This window comes from Sphingomonas sp. GW821-FHT04B01, from assembly GCF_059420425.1.
In genome coordinates, this window is record NZ_JBWKTR010000003.1 from 243680 (window position 1) to 261317 (window position 17638).

The 17638-nt window shown below is 69.0% G+C and carries 16 protein-coding genes; 5 read left to right on the forward strand and 11 right to left on the reverse strand.

Annotated features, from left to right (window positions below; translation table 11 throughout):
* Window positions 1-44: 44 nt before the first annotated feature.
* A complete protein-coding gene (locus tag AC07UH_RS10040; protein ID WP_495179943.1) occupies window positions 45-1127 on the reverse strand; it encodes a Zn-dependent alcohol dehydrogenase in 1083 nt (360 codons plus the stop codon).
* Between the two features lie 121 nt (window positions 1128-1248).
* Window positions 1249-2511, reverse strand: coding sequence for an acyl-CoA dehydrogenase family protein (locus AC07UH_RS10045; RefSeq protein WP_495179942.1), 1263 nt, complete (start codon window positions 2509-2511; stop codon window positions 1249-1251).
* Window positions 2512-2663: 152 nt separating this feature from the next.
* Here AC07UH_RS10045 and AC07UH_RS10050 point away from each other — a divergent pair, with 152 nt between their 5' ends.
* The 5 genes from AC07UH_RS10050 (at window position 2664) to AC07UH_RS10070 (ending at window position 7449) form a co-directional block, all read left to right on the forward strand.
* On the forward strand, window positions 2664-3917 hold the full coding sequence (locus tag AC07UH_RS10050; RefSeq protein WP_495179941.1) for a TetR/AcrR family transcriptional regulator: 1254 nt from the start codon (window positions 2664-2666) through the stop codon (window positions 3915-3917).
* Entirely contained in the window at window positions 3914-4684 is a 771-nt protein-coding gene (locus tag AC07UH_RS10055; RefSeq protein WP_495179940.1) for a thioesterase family protein, read from the forward strand. Before AC07UH_RS10050 ends, AC07UH_RS10055 begins: the two co-directional genes overlap by 4 nt.
* A 128-nt stretch (window positions 4685-4812) precedes the next feature.
* The gene (locus AC07UH_RS10060; protein ID WP_495179939.1) at window positions 4813-5286 is read left to right on the forward strand and encodes an EF-hand domain-containing protein; all 474 of its coding nucleotides are present in this window, start codon (window positions 4813-4815) and stop codon (window positions 5284-5286) included.
* Window positions 5287-5357: 71 nt separating this feature from the next.
* Entirely contained in the window at window positions 5358-6077 is a 720-nt protein-coding gene (locus tag AC07UH_RS10065; protein ID WP_038660416.1) for a response regulator, read from the forward strand.
* A 43-nt stretch (window positions 6078-6120) separates the two neighbouring features.
* Complete coding sequence (locus AC07UH_RS10070; protein WP_495180473.1) at window positions 6121-7449, forward strand: sensor histidine kinase; 1329 nt, start codon at window positions 6121-6123, stop codon at window positions 7447-7449.
* Between the two features lie 100 nt (window positions 7450-7549).
* Here AC07UH_RS10070 and AC07UH_RS10075 read toward each other — a convergent pair whose 3' ends face one another.
* From AC07UH_RS10075 to AC07UH_RS10115, 9 genes are read right to left on the reverse strand one after another with little or no spacing between them, the layout of a single operon-like run.
* Complete coding sequence (locus AC07UH_RS10075; RefSeq protein ID WP_495179938.1) at window positions 7550-8833, reverse strand: MFS transporter; 1284 nt, start codon at window positions 8831-8833, stop codon at window positions 7550-7552.
* Entirely contained in the window at window positions 8830-10956 is a 2127-nt protein-coding gene (locus AC07UH_RS10080) for a M3 family metallopeptidase (RefSeq protein ID WP_495179937.1), read from the reverse strand. Before AC07UH_RS10080 ends, AC07UH_RS10075 begins: the two co-directional genes overlap by 4 nt.
* 51 nt (window positions 10957-11007) lie before the next feature.
* Window positions 11008-11211, reverse strand: a complete 204-nt coding sequence (locus AC07UH_RS10085) for a hypothetical protein (protein ID WP_495179936.1) — start codon at window positions 11209-11211, stop codon at window positions 11008-11010.
* A complete protein-coding gene (locus tag AC07UH_RS10090) occupies window positions 11208-11990 on the reverse strand; it encodes a Crp/Fnr family transcriptional regulator (RefSeq protein WP_495179935.1) in 783 nt (260 codons plus the stop codon). The genes AC07UH_RS10085 and AC07UH_RS10090 overlap by 4 nt, the downstream gene beginning before the upstream one ends.
* A gap of 9 nt (window positions 11991-11999) precedes the next feature.
* The gene (locus AC07UH_RS10095; RefSeq protein WP_495179934.1) at window positions 12000-13139 is read right to left on the reverse strand and encodes a CgeB family protein; all 1140 of its coding nucleotides are present in this window, start codon (window positions 13137-13139) and stop codon (window positions 12000-12002) included.
* The gene (locus tag AC07UH_RS10100) at window positions 13136-14218 is read right to left on the reverse strand and encodes a CgeB family protein (RefSeq protein ID WP_495179933.1); all 1083 of its coding nucleotides are present in this window, start codon (window positions 14216-14218) and stop codon (window positions 13136-13138) included. The genes AC07UH_RS10095 and AC07UH_RS10100 overlap by 4 nt, the downstream gene beginning before the upstream one ends.
* Window positions 14215-15324 (reverse strand): CgeB family protein, encoded by a 1110-nt coding sequence (locus AC07UH_RS10105; protein WP_495179932.1) that lies wholly within the window; start codon window positions 15322-15324, stop codon window positions 14215-14217. The genes AC07UH_RS10100 and AC07UH_RS10105 overlap by 4 nt, the downstream gene beginning before the upstream one ends.
* Window positions 15321-16568 carry a glycosyltransferase family 4 protein gene (locus AC07UH_RS10110; RefSeq protein WP_495179931.1) on the reverse strand — a complete coding sequence of 416 codons (1248 nt, stop codon included), beginning with the start codon at window positions 16566-16568 and terminating at the stop codon, window positions 15321-15323. Before AC07UH_RS10110 ends, AC07UH_RS10105 begins: the two co-directional genes overlap by 4 nt.
* Window positions 16565-17632 (reverse strand): SDR family NAD(P)-dependent oxidoreductase, encoded by a 1068-nt coding sequence (locus AC07UH_RS10115; protein ID WP_495179930.1) that lies wholly within the window; start codon window positions 17630-17632, stop codon window positions 16565-16567. Before AC07UH_RS10115 ends, AC07UH_RS10110 begins: the two co-directional genes overlap by 4 nt.
* Window positions 17633-17638 lie beyond the last annotated feature (6 nt).

A 17638-nucleotide genomic window follows, 5' to 3' on the forward strand; every position in this document is an offset into this window, starting at 1 on the left:
GGAACAAGTCCGGGGTGACGGGCGGAATTCGGCGAGCGTGTCGCTCACCCGAAGGTGATCACGGTGCGCGTCGCGTCGCCCTTGCGGAGTTCGGCGAAGGCATGGTTGATCCGCTCCAGCGGCAGGCGCTCGGCGATGATCGTGTCGAGATCGAGTGCGCCGCGCATGTAGAAGTCGACGAGGCGCGGGATGTCGACCGGGAAACGGTTGCTGCCCATCAGTCCGCCCTGCAGCTTCTTGCCCGAGAGCAGGTCGATCGCCGACAGGCCGACCGACTCGCTCGGCGGCAGCATGCCGAGGATCGTCGCGGTGCCGCCGCGGCGCAGCACCTTGACCGCGGTGGCGGCGCTCTGCGGCCGGCCGACCGCCTCGATCGCGTGATGGACGCCGCCGCGGGTGAGTTCGATCACCTCGTCTGCCGCGGTCGGCGAGGCGGCGTCGATACTGTGCGTCGCGCCGAGCTTTTCGGCGAGCGCGCGCTTCTCCGCCACCGGATCGAGCGCGATGATCTTGCCCGCGCCCGCGATCTTCGCGGCGTTGACCGCGGCGAGGCCGATGCCGCCGCAGCCGACGACGCACACCGTCTCACCGGGCGTCACGTCGGTTGTGTTGAATACCGCGCCCGCGCCGGTGGTCACCGCGCAGCCGAGCAACGCCGCGCGGTCGAGCGGCATGTCGCGGTCGATCGCGACGCAGGCGTGTTCGTGGATCAGCATCTGTTCGGCATAGGCCGACAGGTTGAGCATCTGCGCGACCGGCCGGTCGCCGAGCATCAGCCGCGGCGGCGCCCCCTTGGGACGGCGGACGGCGGCGTCGACGCACAGCGCCATGCGGCCGGTGACGCAAAATTCGCACTGGCCGCAATAGGCCGACAGGCAGGTGACGACGTGGTCGCCGACCTTGACCGTGCGCACCTCGCTGCCGATCGCCTCAACGACGCCGGCGGCCTCGTGGCCGGGTATCGTCGGCAATGCATGCGGGTAGATGCCGTCGACGAAATGCAGGTCGGACCGGCAGACGCCGACCGCGGCGGTGCGGATGAGAACTTCGTGTGCGGCAGGCGCCGAGACGGTGACCTCCTCGATGCCGAGCGGTTGTTTGGGTTCGAAGAGGATGGCGGCTTTCATGGGATGTTCCTTTCGCAATCAGCGGATCGCGCGCACCCTCACCCTTCGCCGGCTCCGCCGGCTCTTCCCTCTCCCGCCGGGAGAGGGAGGGAGACGCGAAGCGTCGGAAGGGTGAGGTCGGTTACCGCACCGGCCGCTCGGCTGCATAGTCGCCGTATTTGCCGAACTCCGCCCGCGCGATCGCGCGATTGTGGACCTCGTCCGGTCCGTCGGCGAAGCGCAGCGTGCGCATCGCCGCCCAGGCGTGGGCGAGATGGAAATCCTGCGACACGCCGCCGCCGCCATGCGCCTGGATCGCGTCGTCGAGGATCTGCAGCGCCATATTGGGCGCGGCGACCTTGATCATCGCGATCTCGAGCTGCGCCGATTTGTTGCCCGCCTTGTCCATCATGTCCGCCGCCTTGAGGCATAGCAGCCGCGTCATCTCGATATCGATGCGCGCCTTGGCGATCCGCTGTTCCCACACCGAATGGTCGGCGATCCGCTTGCCGAAGGCGACGCGCGACAGCAGCCGCTTGGCCATCGCCTCGATTGCCGTCTCGGCAACGCCGATCGTGCGCATGCAGTGATGGATGCGCCCCGGCCCGAGCCGCCCCTGCGCGATCTCGAACCCCCTGCCCTCGCCGAGCAGCACGTTCTCCACCGGCACGCGCACGTCCTTCATCACCACCTCGCCATGGCCGTGCGGCGCGTGGTCGTAGCCATAGACGCTGAGCATCCGCTCGATCGTCACGCCGGGCGCTTCCATCGGCATCAGGATCATGCTCTGCTGCGCATGGCGCTTGGCCGACGTGTCGGTCTTGCCCATCACGATCGCGACCTTGCAGCGCGGATCGCCGACCCCGGACGACCACCATTTGCGGCCGGTGATGACGTAATGATCGCCGTCACGCACCATCGACGTCTCGATATTGGTGGCGTCGGACGAGGCGACCGCCGGCTCGGTCATCAGGAAGGCCGAGCGGATCTCGCCGCGCATCAGCGGGCCGAGCCAGCGCTCCTTCTGCGCGCGCGTGCCGTAGCGGTGGAACACCTCCATGTTGCCGGTGTCGGGGGCGGAGCAGTTGAACACCTCCGACGCCCAGTCGACCTTGCCCATCTCCTCGGCGCACAGGGCATATTCGAGGTTGGTGAGCTGCGTCCCCTCGAATTCGAAACTGTCGTCGACGTGCGTCTGGCCGGAATTGGGCGGCATGAAGAAATTCCACAGGCCCGCCGCCTTCGCCTTTTCCTTGCACGCTTCGATGACCGGGATCACCTTCCACCGCTCGCCGGCATGCGCCTGCGCGTCATGCTCGGCCTGGCGCGGGCGGATCTCCTGATCGATGAAGGCGCGCACCCGGTCGCGGAAATAGGTTTCGCGTTCGCTCAGCGTGAAGTCCATGCGCCCCTCTCCGACGTGTCTGCACATGGTCTAGGCCGTACCGCACATTCGGTAAAGTGGCGGGAGGGGACGAACCGGGCGTTTTTCACGCCTGATCCCGGGCGATGGAGAAAACACTGTTTCTTCTAAACCGGCCTTGGTAGACGGGCGGGATGGATGAGACGGAGGCGGACGCCGGCAGCGCCACGGGAGACGAGGAACAGGGGACGAAGCGTTTCCGCGCGAAACGCGACGCGATCCTGTCCGCCGCCGCCGAGGCGATCAACGAGCAGAGCGCGAAGGGAATGACCTTCGCCGACGTGGCGCGGCGCGTCGGGCTCAACACCACCAGCGTCACCTATTACTTCAAGCGCAAGGAAGATCTGGCGGCGGCGGCGTTCGAGCATACGCTCGACCAGCTGCTGGCGATGATCGACGAGGCGGGACATGCGGCGACCCCGCGCGAGCGCGTGCGGCGCTATCTCGCGCTCAACATGGAGCGGCTCGCACGGGTGCAGCGCGGCGAGGAACGCGCGATGGCGGTCCTGTCGGACCTGCGCGCCACCGAGGAGCCGAACCGTACCCGATTGATGAATCGCTGGCGCGAAGTGTTCCGGCGGACGCGCGGCCTGTGGGGTCCGCCGGCCAATCGTGCCGAGACCGACCTGTTCGGTGCGCGGGCGCACGTGCTGCTCGAGAACACCTTCTGGCTGCCGGTGTGGCTGGTCCGCTACGAGCCCGATCAATATGCGCGGGTCGAGGCGCGGCTGATGGACGTGTTCGACCACGGCATCGCCGTGCCGGACGGTCGCTGGGCGCCGCAACCCATCGACCTGACCCACGAGGAGAGCGAGCCCGGGCGCGCGGCGTTCCTGCTGGCGGCGACGCGGCTGATCAACGAGCTCGGCTATCGTGGCGCCTCGGTGCAGCGGATCGCGGCGGAGCTCAACGTCACCAAGGGCAGCTTCTACCATCATCTCGACGCCAAGGACGATCTGGTCATCGCCTGCTACCGGCGCAGCTTCGACACGATCTCCGACGCGCAGCGGCTCGCCGACGCGGCGGGCGGGACGCATTGGCAGCGGCTGGCGAGCACGATCGCGACTTTGCTCGACGTGCAGTTCGCCGAGCGGACGCCGCTGCTGCGCACGACCGCGTTGTCGGGGCTGCCCGGTGTGGTGCGCACCGCGATGGTCGACCGGTCGAACCGGATCGCGCGCCGCTTTGCCGGCACGATGATGGACGGCATCGCCGAAGGGTCGATCCGCGCGGTCGACGCGCTGGTCGCGGCGCAGGCGCTGATGGCGTTGCAGAATGCCGCGTTCGACATGCGGAAATGGGCGGCGGCGATGCCGCGCGAACGCGCCGTGGCGATGTATGCCTCGACCTTGCTGTTCGGGCTGTTCGACGACAGGGCGCTGCGGTGACGACGCTCGGCGCGGTGATCGCCGGACTGGAGCCGGCGGCGCAGGGCTGGCGCGGCACGGTGCCGGATACGTGGTTGCAGGGGCGGACGGCCTATGGCGGGCTGTCCGCGGCGCTGGCGCTGCATGCGGCGATGGGCGCGGACGTTGACCTGCCGCCGCTGCGTTCGGCGCTGGTGGCGTTCGTCGGGCCGCTGAGCGGCGCGATCACGGTGCGCGCCGAGGTGCTGCGCCGCGGGCGCAACGCGGCGTTCGTGCAGGCGGACGTGTCGGGCGAGGCAGGCCTGGGGTTGCGCGCGACCTTCGTCTTCATGCGCGCGGTCGAGTCGGGGGTGGAGCATCGGGTCGGCCGCGCGCCGCACGTCGCCCCGCCGGGACCGGCGGACACGATCTTGCGCGGCCATCCGGCGGTCGCCTTTTCGCAGCATTTCGACATGGTCGACCGGCATGACGCCGATGGGGCCGAATGGCTGCGCTGGGTGCGGCTGCGCGACCGCGACGGCGTGCATCCGCTGGTCGCGCTGCTCGCGGTGGCGGATTGCCTGCCGCCGGTGGCGCTGAAGCTGCTCGGCCGGCCGGCGCCGGTGAGTTCGATGACGTGGCAGCTCAACCTGCTGGGCGAAGCGCCGACGACCGACGACGGCTGGTGGCTGCTGCGCTCGACGAGCGATTATGCGTCGGCGGGCAGTTCGAGCCAGGCGATGGCGATCTGGGCGACGGACGGAACGCCGGTCGCCGAGCAGATGCAGAGCGTCGCGGTGTTCGCCTGACGCGATCAGCGACCGCCGCATGCGACAGATTGCGACAAATTCCGGCCCCCGGGACACACGGCCGCGACATGCAGCGGCCATAAGGAGATGATGCGGCAGGGATCGGCCCGCCGGGGGTGGAGGACGTCATGATATCGATGCGGTTCGGGCCTGCGATCGCGAGCGGGTTGTTGGCGACGGGTGCGGTCGCGCAGACCATGCCCCCTGCCCCACCGCCCGGCGGCGGGATGATGCGGCTGGACGCGAACCACGACGGCGTCATCACGCGGGCGGAGATGATCGCCGAGGCGGAAGCGCGCTTCGCCGCGATGGATACCAACAAGGACGGCAAAGTGACGCCCGAGGAGCGCGACGCGGCGCGCGAGGCGATGCGCGCGCAACGCGGCGGCGGTGAGGGAGCGCGGGGCGGCGGCGGCATGCGCGCCGGTGGCGACCGGGAGATGACGCGTGCCGACGCGCTCGATCGGGCGGCCAAACGCTTTGACCGGCTCGACGCCAATCATGACGGCAAGCTCGACGCAGCCGAACTCGCCGCGGCGCGACCGACGCGCGGTCCGCGCGGCGGCGGCGACATGCCCCCGCCCGCCCCGCCGGCACAGTAACATCTTGACCGGGCGGGCGATTGTCCGCCCGGACTTTGCAGGAAGGGCGCGCCGTGGCTAATGCCGAACCGATGGGAGACATGCCGCACCTGCTGCTCGTCGACGACGAGCGTTCGATCCGCGAACCGCTCGCGCAATATCTGACCAAACAGGGGTTTCGCGTCACCCAGGCGGCGGATGCGGAGAGCGCGCGGACGCGGCTCGCCGCTTATGCGATCGATCTCGTCATCCTCGACGTGATGATGCCCGGCGAGGACGGCCTGTCGCTGTGCCGGCATATCGCGGCGACCAGCGATACGCCCGTCATCCTGCTCACCGCCAAGGCGGAGGAAACCGACCGGATCGTCGGGCTGGAGATGGGCGCCGACGATTATGTCGTGAAACCCTTCTCGCCGCGCGAGCTGGCGACGCGGGTCAAGGTGGTGCTGCGGCGGCTGACCGCTGGCGGCGCGCGCCAGCATGCGCCGGAAAGCGGCTCCTATGCCTTCGCCGGCTGGGTGCTCAAGACCGGCGAGCGTGCGCTGGTCGATCGCGAGGGCGTGTCGGTGCCGCTGTCGACCGGCGAATACAATCTGCTGCTCGCGCTGGTGACGCGGCCGCGGCAGGTGTTGACCCGCGACCAGTTGCTCGACCTGACGCAGGGGCGCGAGGCGGCGGCGTTCGATCGCGCGATCGACAACCAGATCAGCCGCCTGCGCCGCAAGATCGAGGCGGATGCCAAGCTGCCCGAGATCATCAAGACGGTATGGGGCGGCGGCTATACGCTGGCCGCGGAAGTCACCCGCCTGTGAGGCCGACGCCGTGAGACTCTGGCCGCGCAGCCTTGCCGGGCAAATGGCGGTCCTGATCGCGCTGGCGTTGTTCGTCGCGCAGGCGGTGAATTTCGGACTGGCGCTGCGCGAGCGCGCGGCGTTTCGACTGGCGCAGGCGACGCGGCCCGTCGCGATCCGCATCGCCGATGCGATGGAGCGCGAGGCGCAGGGCGGCCGGCCGATCCCGCGCGACCATGGCCGTATCCGGCGTGCCGACCGCAACGATATCCCCGCCGGGCTGCCGCGTCTGCCCGAACTGGCGAGCGAATTGCGCGACCAATTACGCGAGCAGGGCGTCGAGGTCGGGCGGATCGATACGGGCGTGCGCAACTGGACCGCCATGGACGATGCGGTGCTCGGCCGCAGCATCGCGCGTGCCAGCCGGACGCGGCGCGACGGCGACCGGCCTGAGCAGGCGCTGCTGATCGCGATCGAGCGACCCCGGTCGGGCTGGCTGGCGGTGATCGTGCCATGGGGCGACTCTGGCGGCATGCACCTGTTCTGGCGATTGTTCGCGCAGACGTTGATCCTCTACGGCGTCGTGCTGCTGCCGGTCTTGTGGATCGCACGACGGATCTCCCGACCGCTGCGCGAGCTGACCGCGGCGGCGCAGCGCTTCGGCCGCGGCGGCAGCGAGACGCCGGTGGCGGTGGAGGAGCACGGGCCGGCGGATATCGTCGGGCTGGTGCGCTCGTTCAACGCGCTGCAATTGCGCGTCACCGCCATGCTCGACGAGAAGGACCGGATGCTCGGCGCGATCGGGCACGATCTGCGCACGCCGCTCGCCGCGCTGCGCGTGCGGATCGAATCGGTCGAGGACGACACCGACCGCACGCGGATGGCGGACACGATCGCCGAGATGAACCGGACGCTCGACGACATCCTGTCGCTGGCGCGGATGGGACGGCCGAGCGAGCCGCTGACCGAGGTCGATCTTGCCGCGCTGGTCGATGCGGTGGTCGAGGATTTCCGCGATCTCGGCCAGGACGTCGCCTTCGAGGAGGCGGAGCGGCTGCGCATGCGGCTGCGACCGTCGCTGATCCGCCGCGCGATCCGGAACCTGATCGAGAATGCGGTGAAATACGGCGACGGTGCCGAGGTGCGGCTGGTCGCGGAGACGACGATGGTGCGGATCGAGGTGGCAGACCGCGGGCCCGGCATTCCGGAGGAACGGCTGGGCGACGTGTTCGAGGCGTTCACCCGGCTGGAGACGTCGCGCAATCGCGACACCGGCGGGATCGGTCTGGGGCTCGCGCTGGCGCGGACGATCGTGCGCGAGGCGGGCGGCGACGTGCGGCTGGCGAACCGCGACGGCGGCGGCCTGTGCGCGACGATCGAACTGCCGCGGTGAGCGATGTTTCGCGCTCTCCGGTCTCACGCCGTTCGCCCCGAGCCTTTCGAAGGGCTTGAGTCTCAAGGTCCTTCGACAGGCTCAGCACGAACGATTGGGGTCAATCCTCCGCGATCTGGCTGTGCGCCTGCGTATCGCGCATCCGCCAATAGGTGATGAGCGATACCGCGATCATCGCGGTGACGTACCAGTAGAAGGCGCGCTCCATCTGCGCGTTCTTGAGCCACAGCGCGACATATTCGGCGGTGCCGCCGAACGCGGTGTTGGCCAGCGCATAGGGCAAGGCGACGCCGAGTGCGCGGATATGCGCGGGGAACAGCTCCGCCTTCACCACCGCGTTGATCGCGGTATAGCCCGTCACGATCACCAGCGCGGTCATCACCAGCGCGAAGGCGGCAATGGGGTTCTTCACCGTCTCCAGCGCGGTGAAGATCGGCACCGTCGCCAGCACGCCGGCGATGCCGAAGCCGATCATCAGCGGCCGGCGGCCGATCCGGTCGGACAAGGCCCCCGCCAGCGGCTGCAACGCCGCGTAGAGCGCGAGCGCGCCGGTCATCACCCAGGTCGCGGTCTCGCGGCTGAAGCCGCTGGTGTTGACCAGGAACTTCTGCATGTACGTGGTATAGGCATAGAAAGCGAGCGTACCGCCGGCGGTCAGGAGCACCACCGTCGCCGCCTGCCGCGGATGTTTGGAGAAGAGCAGCCAGCCGCTCGACTTGGGCTTGTCCTTGGCATTGGTGAACGCCTCGGTCTCCATCAGCCCGCGACGGATGCGGAAGACGACGATCGCGAGCAGGCCACCCAGCGCGAACGGCAGGCGCCAACCCCATTCCTCGAGCTGCCCCTCGCTCAGCACCGCCTGCAACAGCAGCAGCGTGAAGAGCGCGAGCAACTGGCCGGCGATCAGCGTGACATATTGAAAGGACGAGAAGAAGCCGCGCCGGTTCTTCCCCGCCATCTCCGAAAGATAGACCGCGCTCGCGCCATATTCGCCGCCGACTGACAAGCCCTGCATCAGCCGCGCGAAGACGAGCAGCGCGGGCGCGCCCCAGCCGATCGTCGCATAGCTCGGACAGATCGCGATCAGGAAGGCGCCGGCGCACATCAGCGTCACCGACAGCGTCAGCCCCGCCTTGCGACCCTTACGGTCGGCGTAGATGCCCATGATCCACGCGCCGATCGGCCGCATGACGAAGCCGACCGCGAACACCGCGGCGGTGTTGAGCAATTGCGCGGTGGGATCGCCCTTCGGAAAGAAATGCGGCGCAAAATACAGGCCGAACGCGGAATAGACGTACCAGTCGAACCATTCGACCAGATTGCCCGCCGAGCCGCCGAGGATCGACTTGAGCCGGCCCGCCGGCGCCGCCGCCGCGCCGCTCATTTCGCGGCTCCGGTGGGGAAACCGCGCTTGCGCAGCAATGCGTTGACGTCGGGGTCACGACCGCGGAACGCGCGATAGGCTTTGGCGCGGTCGGTCTCGTTGCCGGTCGACAGCAGGATCTTGGCGAAGCGGTCCGCGGTCGCCTTGTCCCACGGGCTGCCCGCCTCCTCGAACGCCGCGAACGTGTCGGCGTCCATCGTCTCCGACCACAGATAGCTGTAATAGCCCGCCGAATAGCTGTCCGACGAGAACAGATGATTGAACTGCGGCAGGCGGTGCCGCATCACGATCTCACGCGGCATGCCGATCTCGGCGAGCGTCTTGCGTTCGAATGCGTCGGGATCGACGATCCCGTCGGCGACGGTGTGCAGCTTCATGTCGACGATCGCCGAGGACAGATATTCGGTGGTGGCGAAGCCCTGGTTGAAGGTTTTCGACGCCTCGATCTTGTCGAGCAGCGCCTGCGGCATCGCCGCCCCGGTCTGGTAATGGCGCGCATATTTGTCGAGCACGTCGCGGGTGAGCAGCCAATGCTCGTTCACCTGGCTGGGATATTCGACGAAGTCGCGCGGCGTGCCGGCGAGGCCGGGATAGGTGACGTTCTGCAGCATCGCGTGGATCGCGTGGCCGAATTCGTGGAACAACGTCTGCGCATCGTCGAGGCTGATGAGGATCGGCTCGCCCTTGGCACCCTTGGCGAAATTGTTGTTGTTCGACGACAGCACATTTTGCGCGGGCGCGAGGTTGCGCTGGCCCCGATAGGTGTTGGCCCAAGCGCCCGAGCGCTTGCCGGTCCGCGCGAAATCGTCGCGGTAGAACAGGCCGACTTCCTTGCCATTGCGGTCGGTGACGTGCCAGACGCGCATGTTCAGCTCGAACACCGGCACGGTGCCGGTGATCTCCTTGAAGTTCAGCCCGTACAGCCGGTTGGCGGCGTAGAGCGAACCCTGGATGATGTTGTTGAGCTCGAAATAGGGTTTGAGCTGCGCCTGATCGAGGTTGTAGCGGGCCTTGCGCACCTGCTCCTGATAGAAGCGATAGTCCCACGGCTCGATCGTGATCTTCGTGCCGCTCTTGTCGGCGATCGCCTGCATGTCGCGGACCTCTTCGCCGACGCGCGCCTTGGCGGCGGGCCAGACGCGCAGCATCAGGTCCATCGCCGCCGCGGGCGTCTTCGCCATCGTATCCTGCATTCGCCAGTCGGCATGCGTCCTGAAGCCGAGCAGATGCGCACGGTCGGCGCGCAGTTTGACGATCTGCGCGATCACCGCATTGGTGTCGTTGGCGTCGCCATTGTCGCCGCGGTTGGTGAAGGCGCGCCACACCTTCTCGCGCAGGTTTCGGTCGCTCGCGAAGGTGAGCACGGGATCGACCGCGGAGCGCGTGTTGACGATCGCCCAGCCGGTCTGGCCGCGTTCGGCGGCGGCGGCCTTGGCGACTGCCTTGACGCTGTCGGGGACGCCGGCGAGCTGCGCTTCGTCGGTGACGAGGATCGCGGTCCCCTCGTCGGCGAGCAGGCGCTTGGAGAAGTCGCTGAACGCGCTGGCGAGCTGCTGGTTGTAGGCCGAAAGCTGCGCCTTCTGCGCCGCATTCAGCTTCGCGCCCTGACGGACGTAGCTGTCATAGGTGCGCGTCACCAGCCGCTGCTGCTGCGCATCGAGCTTGGCGCGCGCCTTATAGACCGCCTCGATCCGCGCGAAGAGCTTGGGATCGAAAGTGATCGCGTCCGACGCCGCGGCGAATTTGGGCGACCATTCGCGGTCGAGCGCCTGATAGGCCGGGCTGTTCATATTGCCGGTCATCACGCCGAACAGCGTCATCACCCGGCCGTAGCGCTGGCCGGCGAGCTGCATCGGCACGAAGGTATTGGCGAAGGTCGGCGCGGCGGGATCGTCGGCGATGCGGCGATAGTCGGCGGCGCGCTCGGCAAGTGCTACCTCGAACGCGGCGGGGAACAGCTCGGGCCTCACCTTCTCCCACGGGGGAACGCCGCCATAGGGGCCGGTCCACTCGGTGAGCAGCGGGTTGGCCGTGGGCGACTGCGCCAGCGCGTCGGTGGCGATCAGCGTACCGGCACCGATGAGGGGCAGGCCGAATGCGGCGGCGACGAGATATTGCAGCAAGACGTTCTCCGGATCGTTCAGCGACCTAGCATAGCCGCTGATCCCGGCACGTCACCCCGGCTGATTGGCCTGCGCCTGCGCCGCGTGCACCGCGGCGAGCAGGCGGCGACCGGTCTCCGCGGCGGCCGCGGGGGTCATCGCCACCGCCACGCCGCCGGGACCATCCAGCAGCACCTGCCCGTTTTCCACCGACACGATCCCCGCCTCGGTCTGGACGGCATAGGGACGGCCGGCTTGCTCGTCTACGAAGGTCATCCCGTCTTCCAAACGCCGACATCCGAATAGAGATAGTCGCTGGCGAATTCGGCCACGGCGCAGAGCCCGCGGTGATCGAGGATCTCGACGCGGCCGTTCTTGAACGTGAGCAGCGCCCGCTCGCGCAACGTGCGCAAGGTGCGGTTGACGTGGACGCCGGTCAGCCCACACGCCTCGGCGAGATCGGGCTGGGTGAGCGGCAGGTCGAACTTGCCGTCCCGCGCCAGTCCAACCATCTCCAGCCGCGCGTAAAGCTCGCAGAAGAAGTGCGCGAGCCGGCCCTCGGCGCCGAGACGGCCGAGACGGAAGATCCATTCGCGATGCATCGCCGCGTCGATCAGGGTTGCGAACCACAGGAAGCGGGTCAGGGCGGGATGCTGTTCGGTGATGCCGACCAGCGTCTGATGATCGAACAGCGCCATCTTGACCGGGCCGAGCGTGCCGATGTCATGATCGAGGCGGCCGGTCGGGAAGCCATGGAGATCGACGAAATCGCCCGGGATATGGACCGAGACGAGCTGCCGATAGCCCTCGCGATCGTCCATGTAGCGGGTGACGTAGCCCTCGATCAACATCATGCTGGTCTCGACCGGCTCGCCGCGCCGGACGAGGTGGTGGCGCGCCGGATAATCCTTCACCGTCGTCGCCGCGTCCTCGAGCACCCGACGCTCCTCCAGCGTCATCCGCATGCGGCTACGCCCCATGAGGAAGCGGCCGGTCCGCGGAAATTGACCGAGATCGTCCTGGGTCTGCACGGTGTCCGTCGGATCGTCTCTCATCAACACACTCTAACAGGAATCGGTGGCGTAACGTTCCATCGCAAGCTTCACGTCGCCGCGCAAGCCGGCGTCGGAAGCATGCCTATCGCGATGGCGAGCCGTGCGCGGATCGGTGTCGAGATACGCTTCGAGCTGGGCGGCGCGCGTATCGGCGCCATGTTCGGCGAGCACGCGCGTCCGCGCCGCGCGGCCGATCGCAGCGGCGTCGCGGTCGAGCGCGGCGGCGACGTCGGCACCGGTGTCGGCGAGGATGATCTCGCGGCCGTCGGCGAGGATCGCGTCGAGCCCCGGCCAGCGGTCCGAGATGATCGGCGTGCCGCAGGCCGCCGCCTCGAACAGGCGCACCGAGGGCGACCAGCCGGCGGCAATCATGTCGGCGCGGGTGACGTTGAGCGTGAAGCGCGAGGCGGAATAGAAAGCGGCGTGGTCGGCGGGCGGGAGATGCTCGATCCGCTCGACGTTCGCCGGCCAGTCGACGTCGGCGGGATATTGCGGGCCGGCGACGGCGAAGCGCCGCTGCGGCTGGGCGCGGGCGACGTCGATCAGCAGACGGGTGAGCGTCGGCTGGCGATCGTCGCTGTAGGTGCCAAGATAGCTGAGGTCCCAGCGCTCGGGCACGTCGAGCGGGCGATAGGCGGCGGTGTCGACCGAGCAGAACAGGGCGCGGGCGGCGGGCGAGCCGAAGTCGCGTTCCAGCCGGTCGAGCGTCGGGCCTCCGGTGAAGCTGAGATAGACGTCGTAATCGGGGATGATCGCCGGATCGAGATATTCGAAGTCGCCGCGGGCGAGCTTGGCGAGCGTGACCGGGGTGTCGATGTCGTAGAAGGCGGTGATGCCCCTTGCCTGCCGCTGCACGTAGCGGCCGACCGCGACGCCTTCGGGGACGTAGGAGCCGACGATCACCGCGTCGGCGGCGGCGATCTGCGGCTGCCAGCGGGTGAGGTCGGCGAGGTCGCGGTAATAGGCCAGCGCGCAGAAGCCGGGATCGATCAGGTCGCGGTGGTCGCCGGCGTACCAGGGGACTTCGCGCTCCAGGAACAGGATGTCGTGGCCGCGTGCCGCATAGGCCTTGAGCAAGGCGCGGAAGGTGGTGGCGTGGCCATTGCCCCACGACGACCCGAGGCTGAGACCAAGGACGACGAGCCTCATGCCGGCTGCTTCGCGCGATGCGCCTTGAACAAGGCGTCGACCTGTTCGGCGCGCAGGTCGTAGGTGTGTTCGGCGAGGACGCGGGCACGGGCGGCGGCGCCGATCGCCTCGGCGCGTGCGGGGGTGAGCGCGGCGAGATGGTCGGCGACGTCCTGCCCGTCGCGGGCGACGAGCACCTCGCGATCGGGGATGAGGAATTGCTCGATCCCCTCCCAGGCGTCGGTGATCAGGCAGGCGGCGGCGCCCGCCGCCTCGAACACGCGGGTGGCGGGCGAGAAGCCGATATGCGCCATGCTGTCGCGGGCGACGTTGAGCACGGCGCGGGGGGTGCAGTTGAAGGCATTGTGCTCGGCGGTGTAGACGTGGCCGCGGTGACGGACGTTGGCCGGCATCGCCTTGCTCTCCCAGCCGTTGCCGCCGATCAGGAAGCTCTCGCCGGGCAGGTGCGCGGCGGGGCGGAGGAAGAACTCCTCGACCCGCGCCTCGCGGTCGGGCAGCCGGTTGCCGAGGAAGGCGAGGTCGTAGGCGAAGCGTGCGTCGCGCGGCACCGGGTGGTGCGTGTCGGGGTCGAGCGCATTGTAGACCGGGATGCAGCGTGCCGCGCCGAAGCCGGTATAGGCGTCGATCACCGGCGGGCCGCCGCCATAGGTCAGCACCATGTCGAGCGCGGGCAGCGCCTTCAGCACGGGATGCGAGGCGTCGGCGCGCATCTCGTCGAGCGTCGCGGCGGCATCGACGTCCCAGAAGATCCTGAGCGCGTCGGGGCGAGCGTGGCGAAGGATGCCGGCGAGCAGTTCGGCGTCGAAGACGCCGACGCCATTGGCCTTGACGACGATGTCGGCATCGGCGGCTTCGGCGAGGACGGCGTTCATCGCCTCGGTCGTCGCGGGGTAGACGACAGACCTGGCATAGGGCGGCGGGTCGATGTCGCGGTGCTGCTGGCGGTCGAAGGCGTCGGGCTCGTAGAAGGTGATGGCATAGCCGCGGGCGTGGAGCGCCTTGAGGATGCCGCGATAGTAGGTCGCGGCGCCGTTCCAGTAGCTGGAGACGAGGCTGGAGCCGTAGAAGGCGATCTTCATGCTGCGTCCTTGCGGGCGGGGGTGCGAAGCCGGGCGACGATGGCGAGCAGCTCGTCGACGCGGTGCGCGCAGGTGTGGCGGGCGAGGATCGTCTCGCGGCCGGCGGCGACGAGCGCGGCCCTAAGTTCACTATCTTCGCGTATATCGCGTAGCGCCCGGGTCATCGCCTCGCCCGAGTCGACCATGAGTAAGTCTTTGTTTATGCGAAATAATCCTTCGGTGTCCTGCCACGGGGCGGAGACCAAGGGGATGCCGCAGGCGAGCGCCTCGAACACCCGGATCGTCGGGATGCCGGGCAGGATCGTCGCATAATAGCGGCGGGGCACGTGGACGGTCGCCAATGCGCTGGCGAACAGCGCCGGCGCGGCGGCATTGGGCGCCCAGCCGTGATAGGCGATGCCGTAGCGGGCGAGCGTGTCCTGCGCCGCCTGCGGATAGCGGACGCCGTAGATGTCGAGGGCGAGCCCCGCCGCGCGGCTCGGCTCGAACAGATAGGTTTCGAGTTCCTCGGTCCGTTCGCCGTCGCCCCAATTGCCGATCCAGACGAGGCCGTCGCGCGGCCCCTCGTGCGCCGGCGGATGGAAACGGCGGATGTCGGCGGCCTCGTGCCAGGTCCAGACGCGCCCGCCCCAGCCCCAGCCGCGATAGACCTCACTCAGCGTCTCGCCGAAGGCGAGCACGCCATCATAGCCGGACAGGTCATAGGCGCGCATCTGGTCGGGCTCGCTGACCGCACGATGGTGGGTGTCGTGGAACAGCAGAGTCCAGGGTGCGCCGCCCTTTCGCAGGCGACCGATCTCCGCGACCAGCGCATGATCGTTCCATTCGTGGACGAGGACGAGATCGGCGCCGTCGACCATTTCGGCGACATCGACGCCGGTGGGATAGCTGACCGAACCGAGTTCGGGATAGGCAGTGCGATAGGCGTCGAGTCCCTCGGGACCGTGATCGGCGACGAGATTGGCGAGACTCCACGCATTCTCCGGCGCGTAGACGCGCACGTCATGCTCGCGCGCGATCAGCTCGCTGAGCACGCCGCGCAGGAAATGGGCGTTGCCGTGGTTCCAGCAGGAGGCGAGGCTGTGGGTGAAATAGACGATCTTCATGCGGCGGCTTTCCGGGCATTCGGGTGCGAGGCGATCGTCGCGCGGTAGAGCGCGAGCATGCGATCGGCGATCGCGTCGGGGGTGTAGCGCGCGGCGCGGGCGCGCGCCGCCTCGCCGAGGGCGGCGCGGCCGCTGCGGTCGTGGACCAGCGCTTCGATCGCGCGGCACCAGCCGTCGCCATCGTCTTGCGGCGCGACGAACTGCGCGGCGCCGTCCCACAATTCGCGGAAGGTCGGGATATCGGCGAGGACGAGCGCGCAACCCGCCTGCGCGGCTTCGAGCACGGCGAGGCCGAAGGGTTCGAAGCGGGCGGCGGAGACGAAGATCGGCCGGCGGGCGAGATGCGCGGCGAGCTGATCGCCCGAGAGATGGCCGAGCTCACGCAGATGCTGAAGGCGGATCGTCTCGCCATGCGGCCCGCGCACGGCGCCGGCGGCGAGGAACGGGATCGGCAGGCGCGCGGCGGCACGGTCGAGCAAAGCGGCGTTCTTGACCCCGTCCCACAGCCGGCCGACGGTCAGCGCGAGATCGGCGACGGGTGCGGCGGGATCGAATGCGCGGGCGGGCGTGCGGCCGTTGTGGATGGCGAGCACAGGCTGGGTCAGGTGATAATGGCGCGCGACGATGTCGGCATAAGCGGCGGTGGGTGCGACGACGCGATCGACCGCGCGCAGGCCGTCGCCGGTGAGCGTGCGGTGCCAGTGATAGGTGTCGGCCAGCGGCGTGTCGCGCGCCGCCTCCCACCAGGTCGAGACGCAGCCGTGCGCGACCGCGATCGCGGGGATCGGCAGCGGTGCGGCGGCGGCGAGCGTCGGCATGTTGTAGTGGACGAGGTCGACGCGATGCGCGGCGGCAAGCGCGGCGATGGCGTGGCCGGCGGCGCGGACGGGGGCGGCCTCGGTGCAGGTCCAGTCGAGCGGGAGGTCGGTGACGAGGAGGGTGATCGGAGCGGGTTGCTGCGGGCCGATGTGTTCCCGCGCAGGCGGGAATCCAGGATTGTCGAGCGTACCGCTTGTGGCCCTGGGCTCCCGCCTGCGCGGGAGCACATCGGAGGTGGAAGCGGTCGGCTCGGGCAGTTGCGCCGGTGCCGAGGGCAGATCGAGCATCGCGCGCTGGTCGGCGGTCGGCGGGGGGCCAAGGACGGCGACGATGCATTCGACGCCGCGCGCCGCCAGCGCGGTCGCCAGTTCGGCGGTATAGTGCCAGACGCCGCCGACCGCGTCGGTGGTGAGCAGCAGCTTCATTCCGCCGCCACGGGTATCGCCTCGGGGAGGGAAACGTCGAGGCCACGTTCGGTGGCGAGCCAGCGGGCGAGCGCGGCGACGCCGTCGCGCCACGGCACCTTGGCGGACAAGCCGAGCGCGGCGTCGGCGGCGCGGGTGTCGGCGACGAAATAACGCTGGTCGCCCGCCCGCCAGTCTGAGGCGTGGACGACGACCTCGCGGCCGATCAGCGTGCCGATATGCGCGAGCAGGACGCGCAACGAGATCGCATTGGCGGGGCCGCCGCCGAGGTTGAACGCCTTGCCCCCGACCTGATCGATCCGCTGCCACGCGCGGACATAGGCGTCGACCGCATTGGAGACGTCGAGGATGTCGCGAACCTGATAGCCGTCGCCGTACAACGTGATAGGCCGGCCTTCGAGCGCGCGGATCAGGAAATGCGCGACCCAGCCCTGATCCTCGGTGCCCATCTGGCGCTGGCCGTAAATGCAGCTCATCCGCAGCACCGCGGCGGGAACGGCGTAGCTGCGTGCGTAATCGAGGACATATTGGTCGGCGGCGCCCTTCGACACGCCATAGGGCGTGTGGAAATCGAGCGGGCGGCTCTCGCCGATACCGTGGCTGCGCACCTGATCGTCGATCGGCGCATAAGCGTCGCCGGTGCGCGAGAAGGCGAGATCGCCGAGGTCGCCATAGACCTTGTTGGTCGAAGCGAAGACCAGCGGCGTGCCGGGCTTGCGGCGCAGCGCCTCGAGCAGGTTGAAGGTACCGAGGATGTTGATCTCGAGATCGGCGCGCGGGTCGTCCATGCTGGTGGTGACGGCGACCTGCGCCGCCATGTGGAAGACCGCCTGCGCCTCGGCGACCGCGCGGCCGAGCGCGTCGGCGTCGCGCACGTCGGCGCGGATCGCGGTGATGCGCGTGCCGTGCCGCTCCTGCAGCCAGCGCAGGTTGCGCTCGACGCCGGGGCGGCTGAGCGCATCGTAGACGATCACGTCGTGGCCGTCGCCCGCGAGCCGGTCGGCGATGTTCGAGCCGATGAAGCCGGCGCCGCCGGTGACGAGGATGGGGGCGTCAGCGGCCATGGTCGA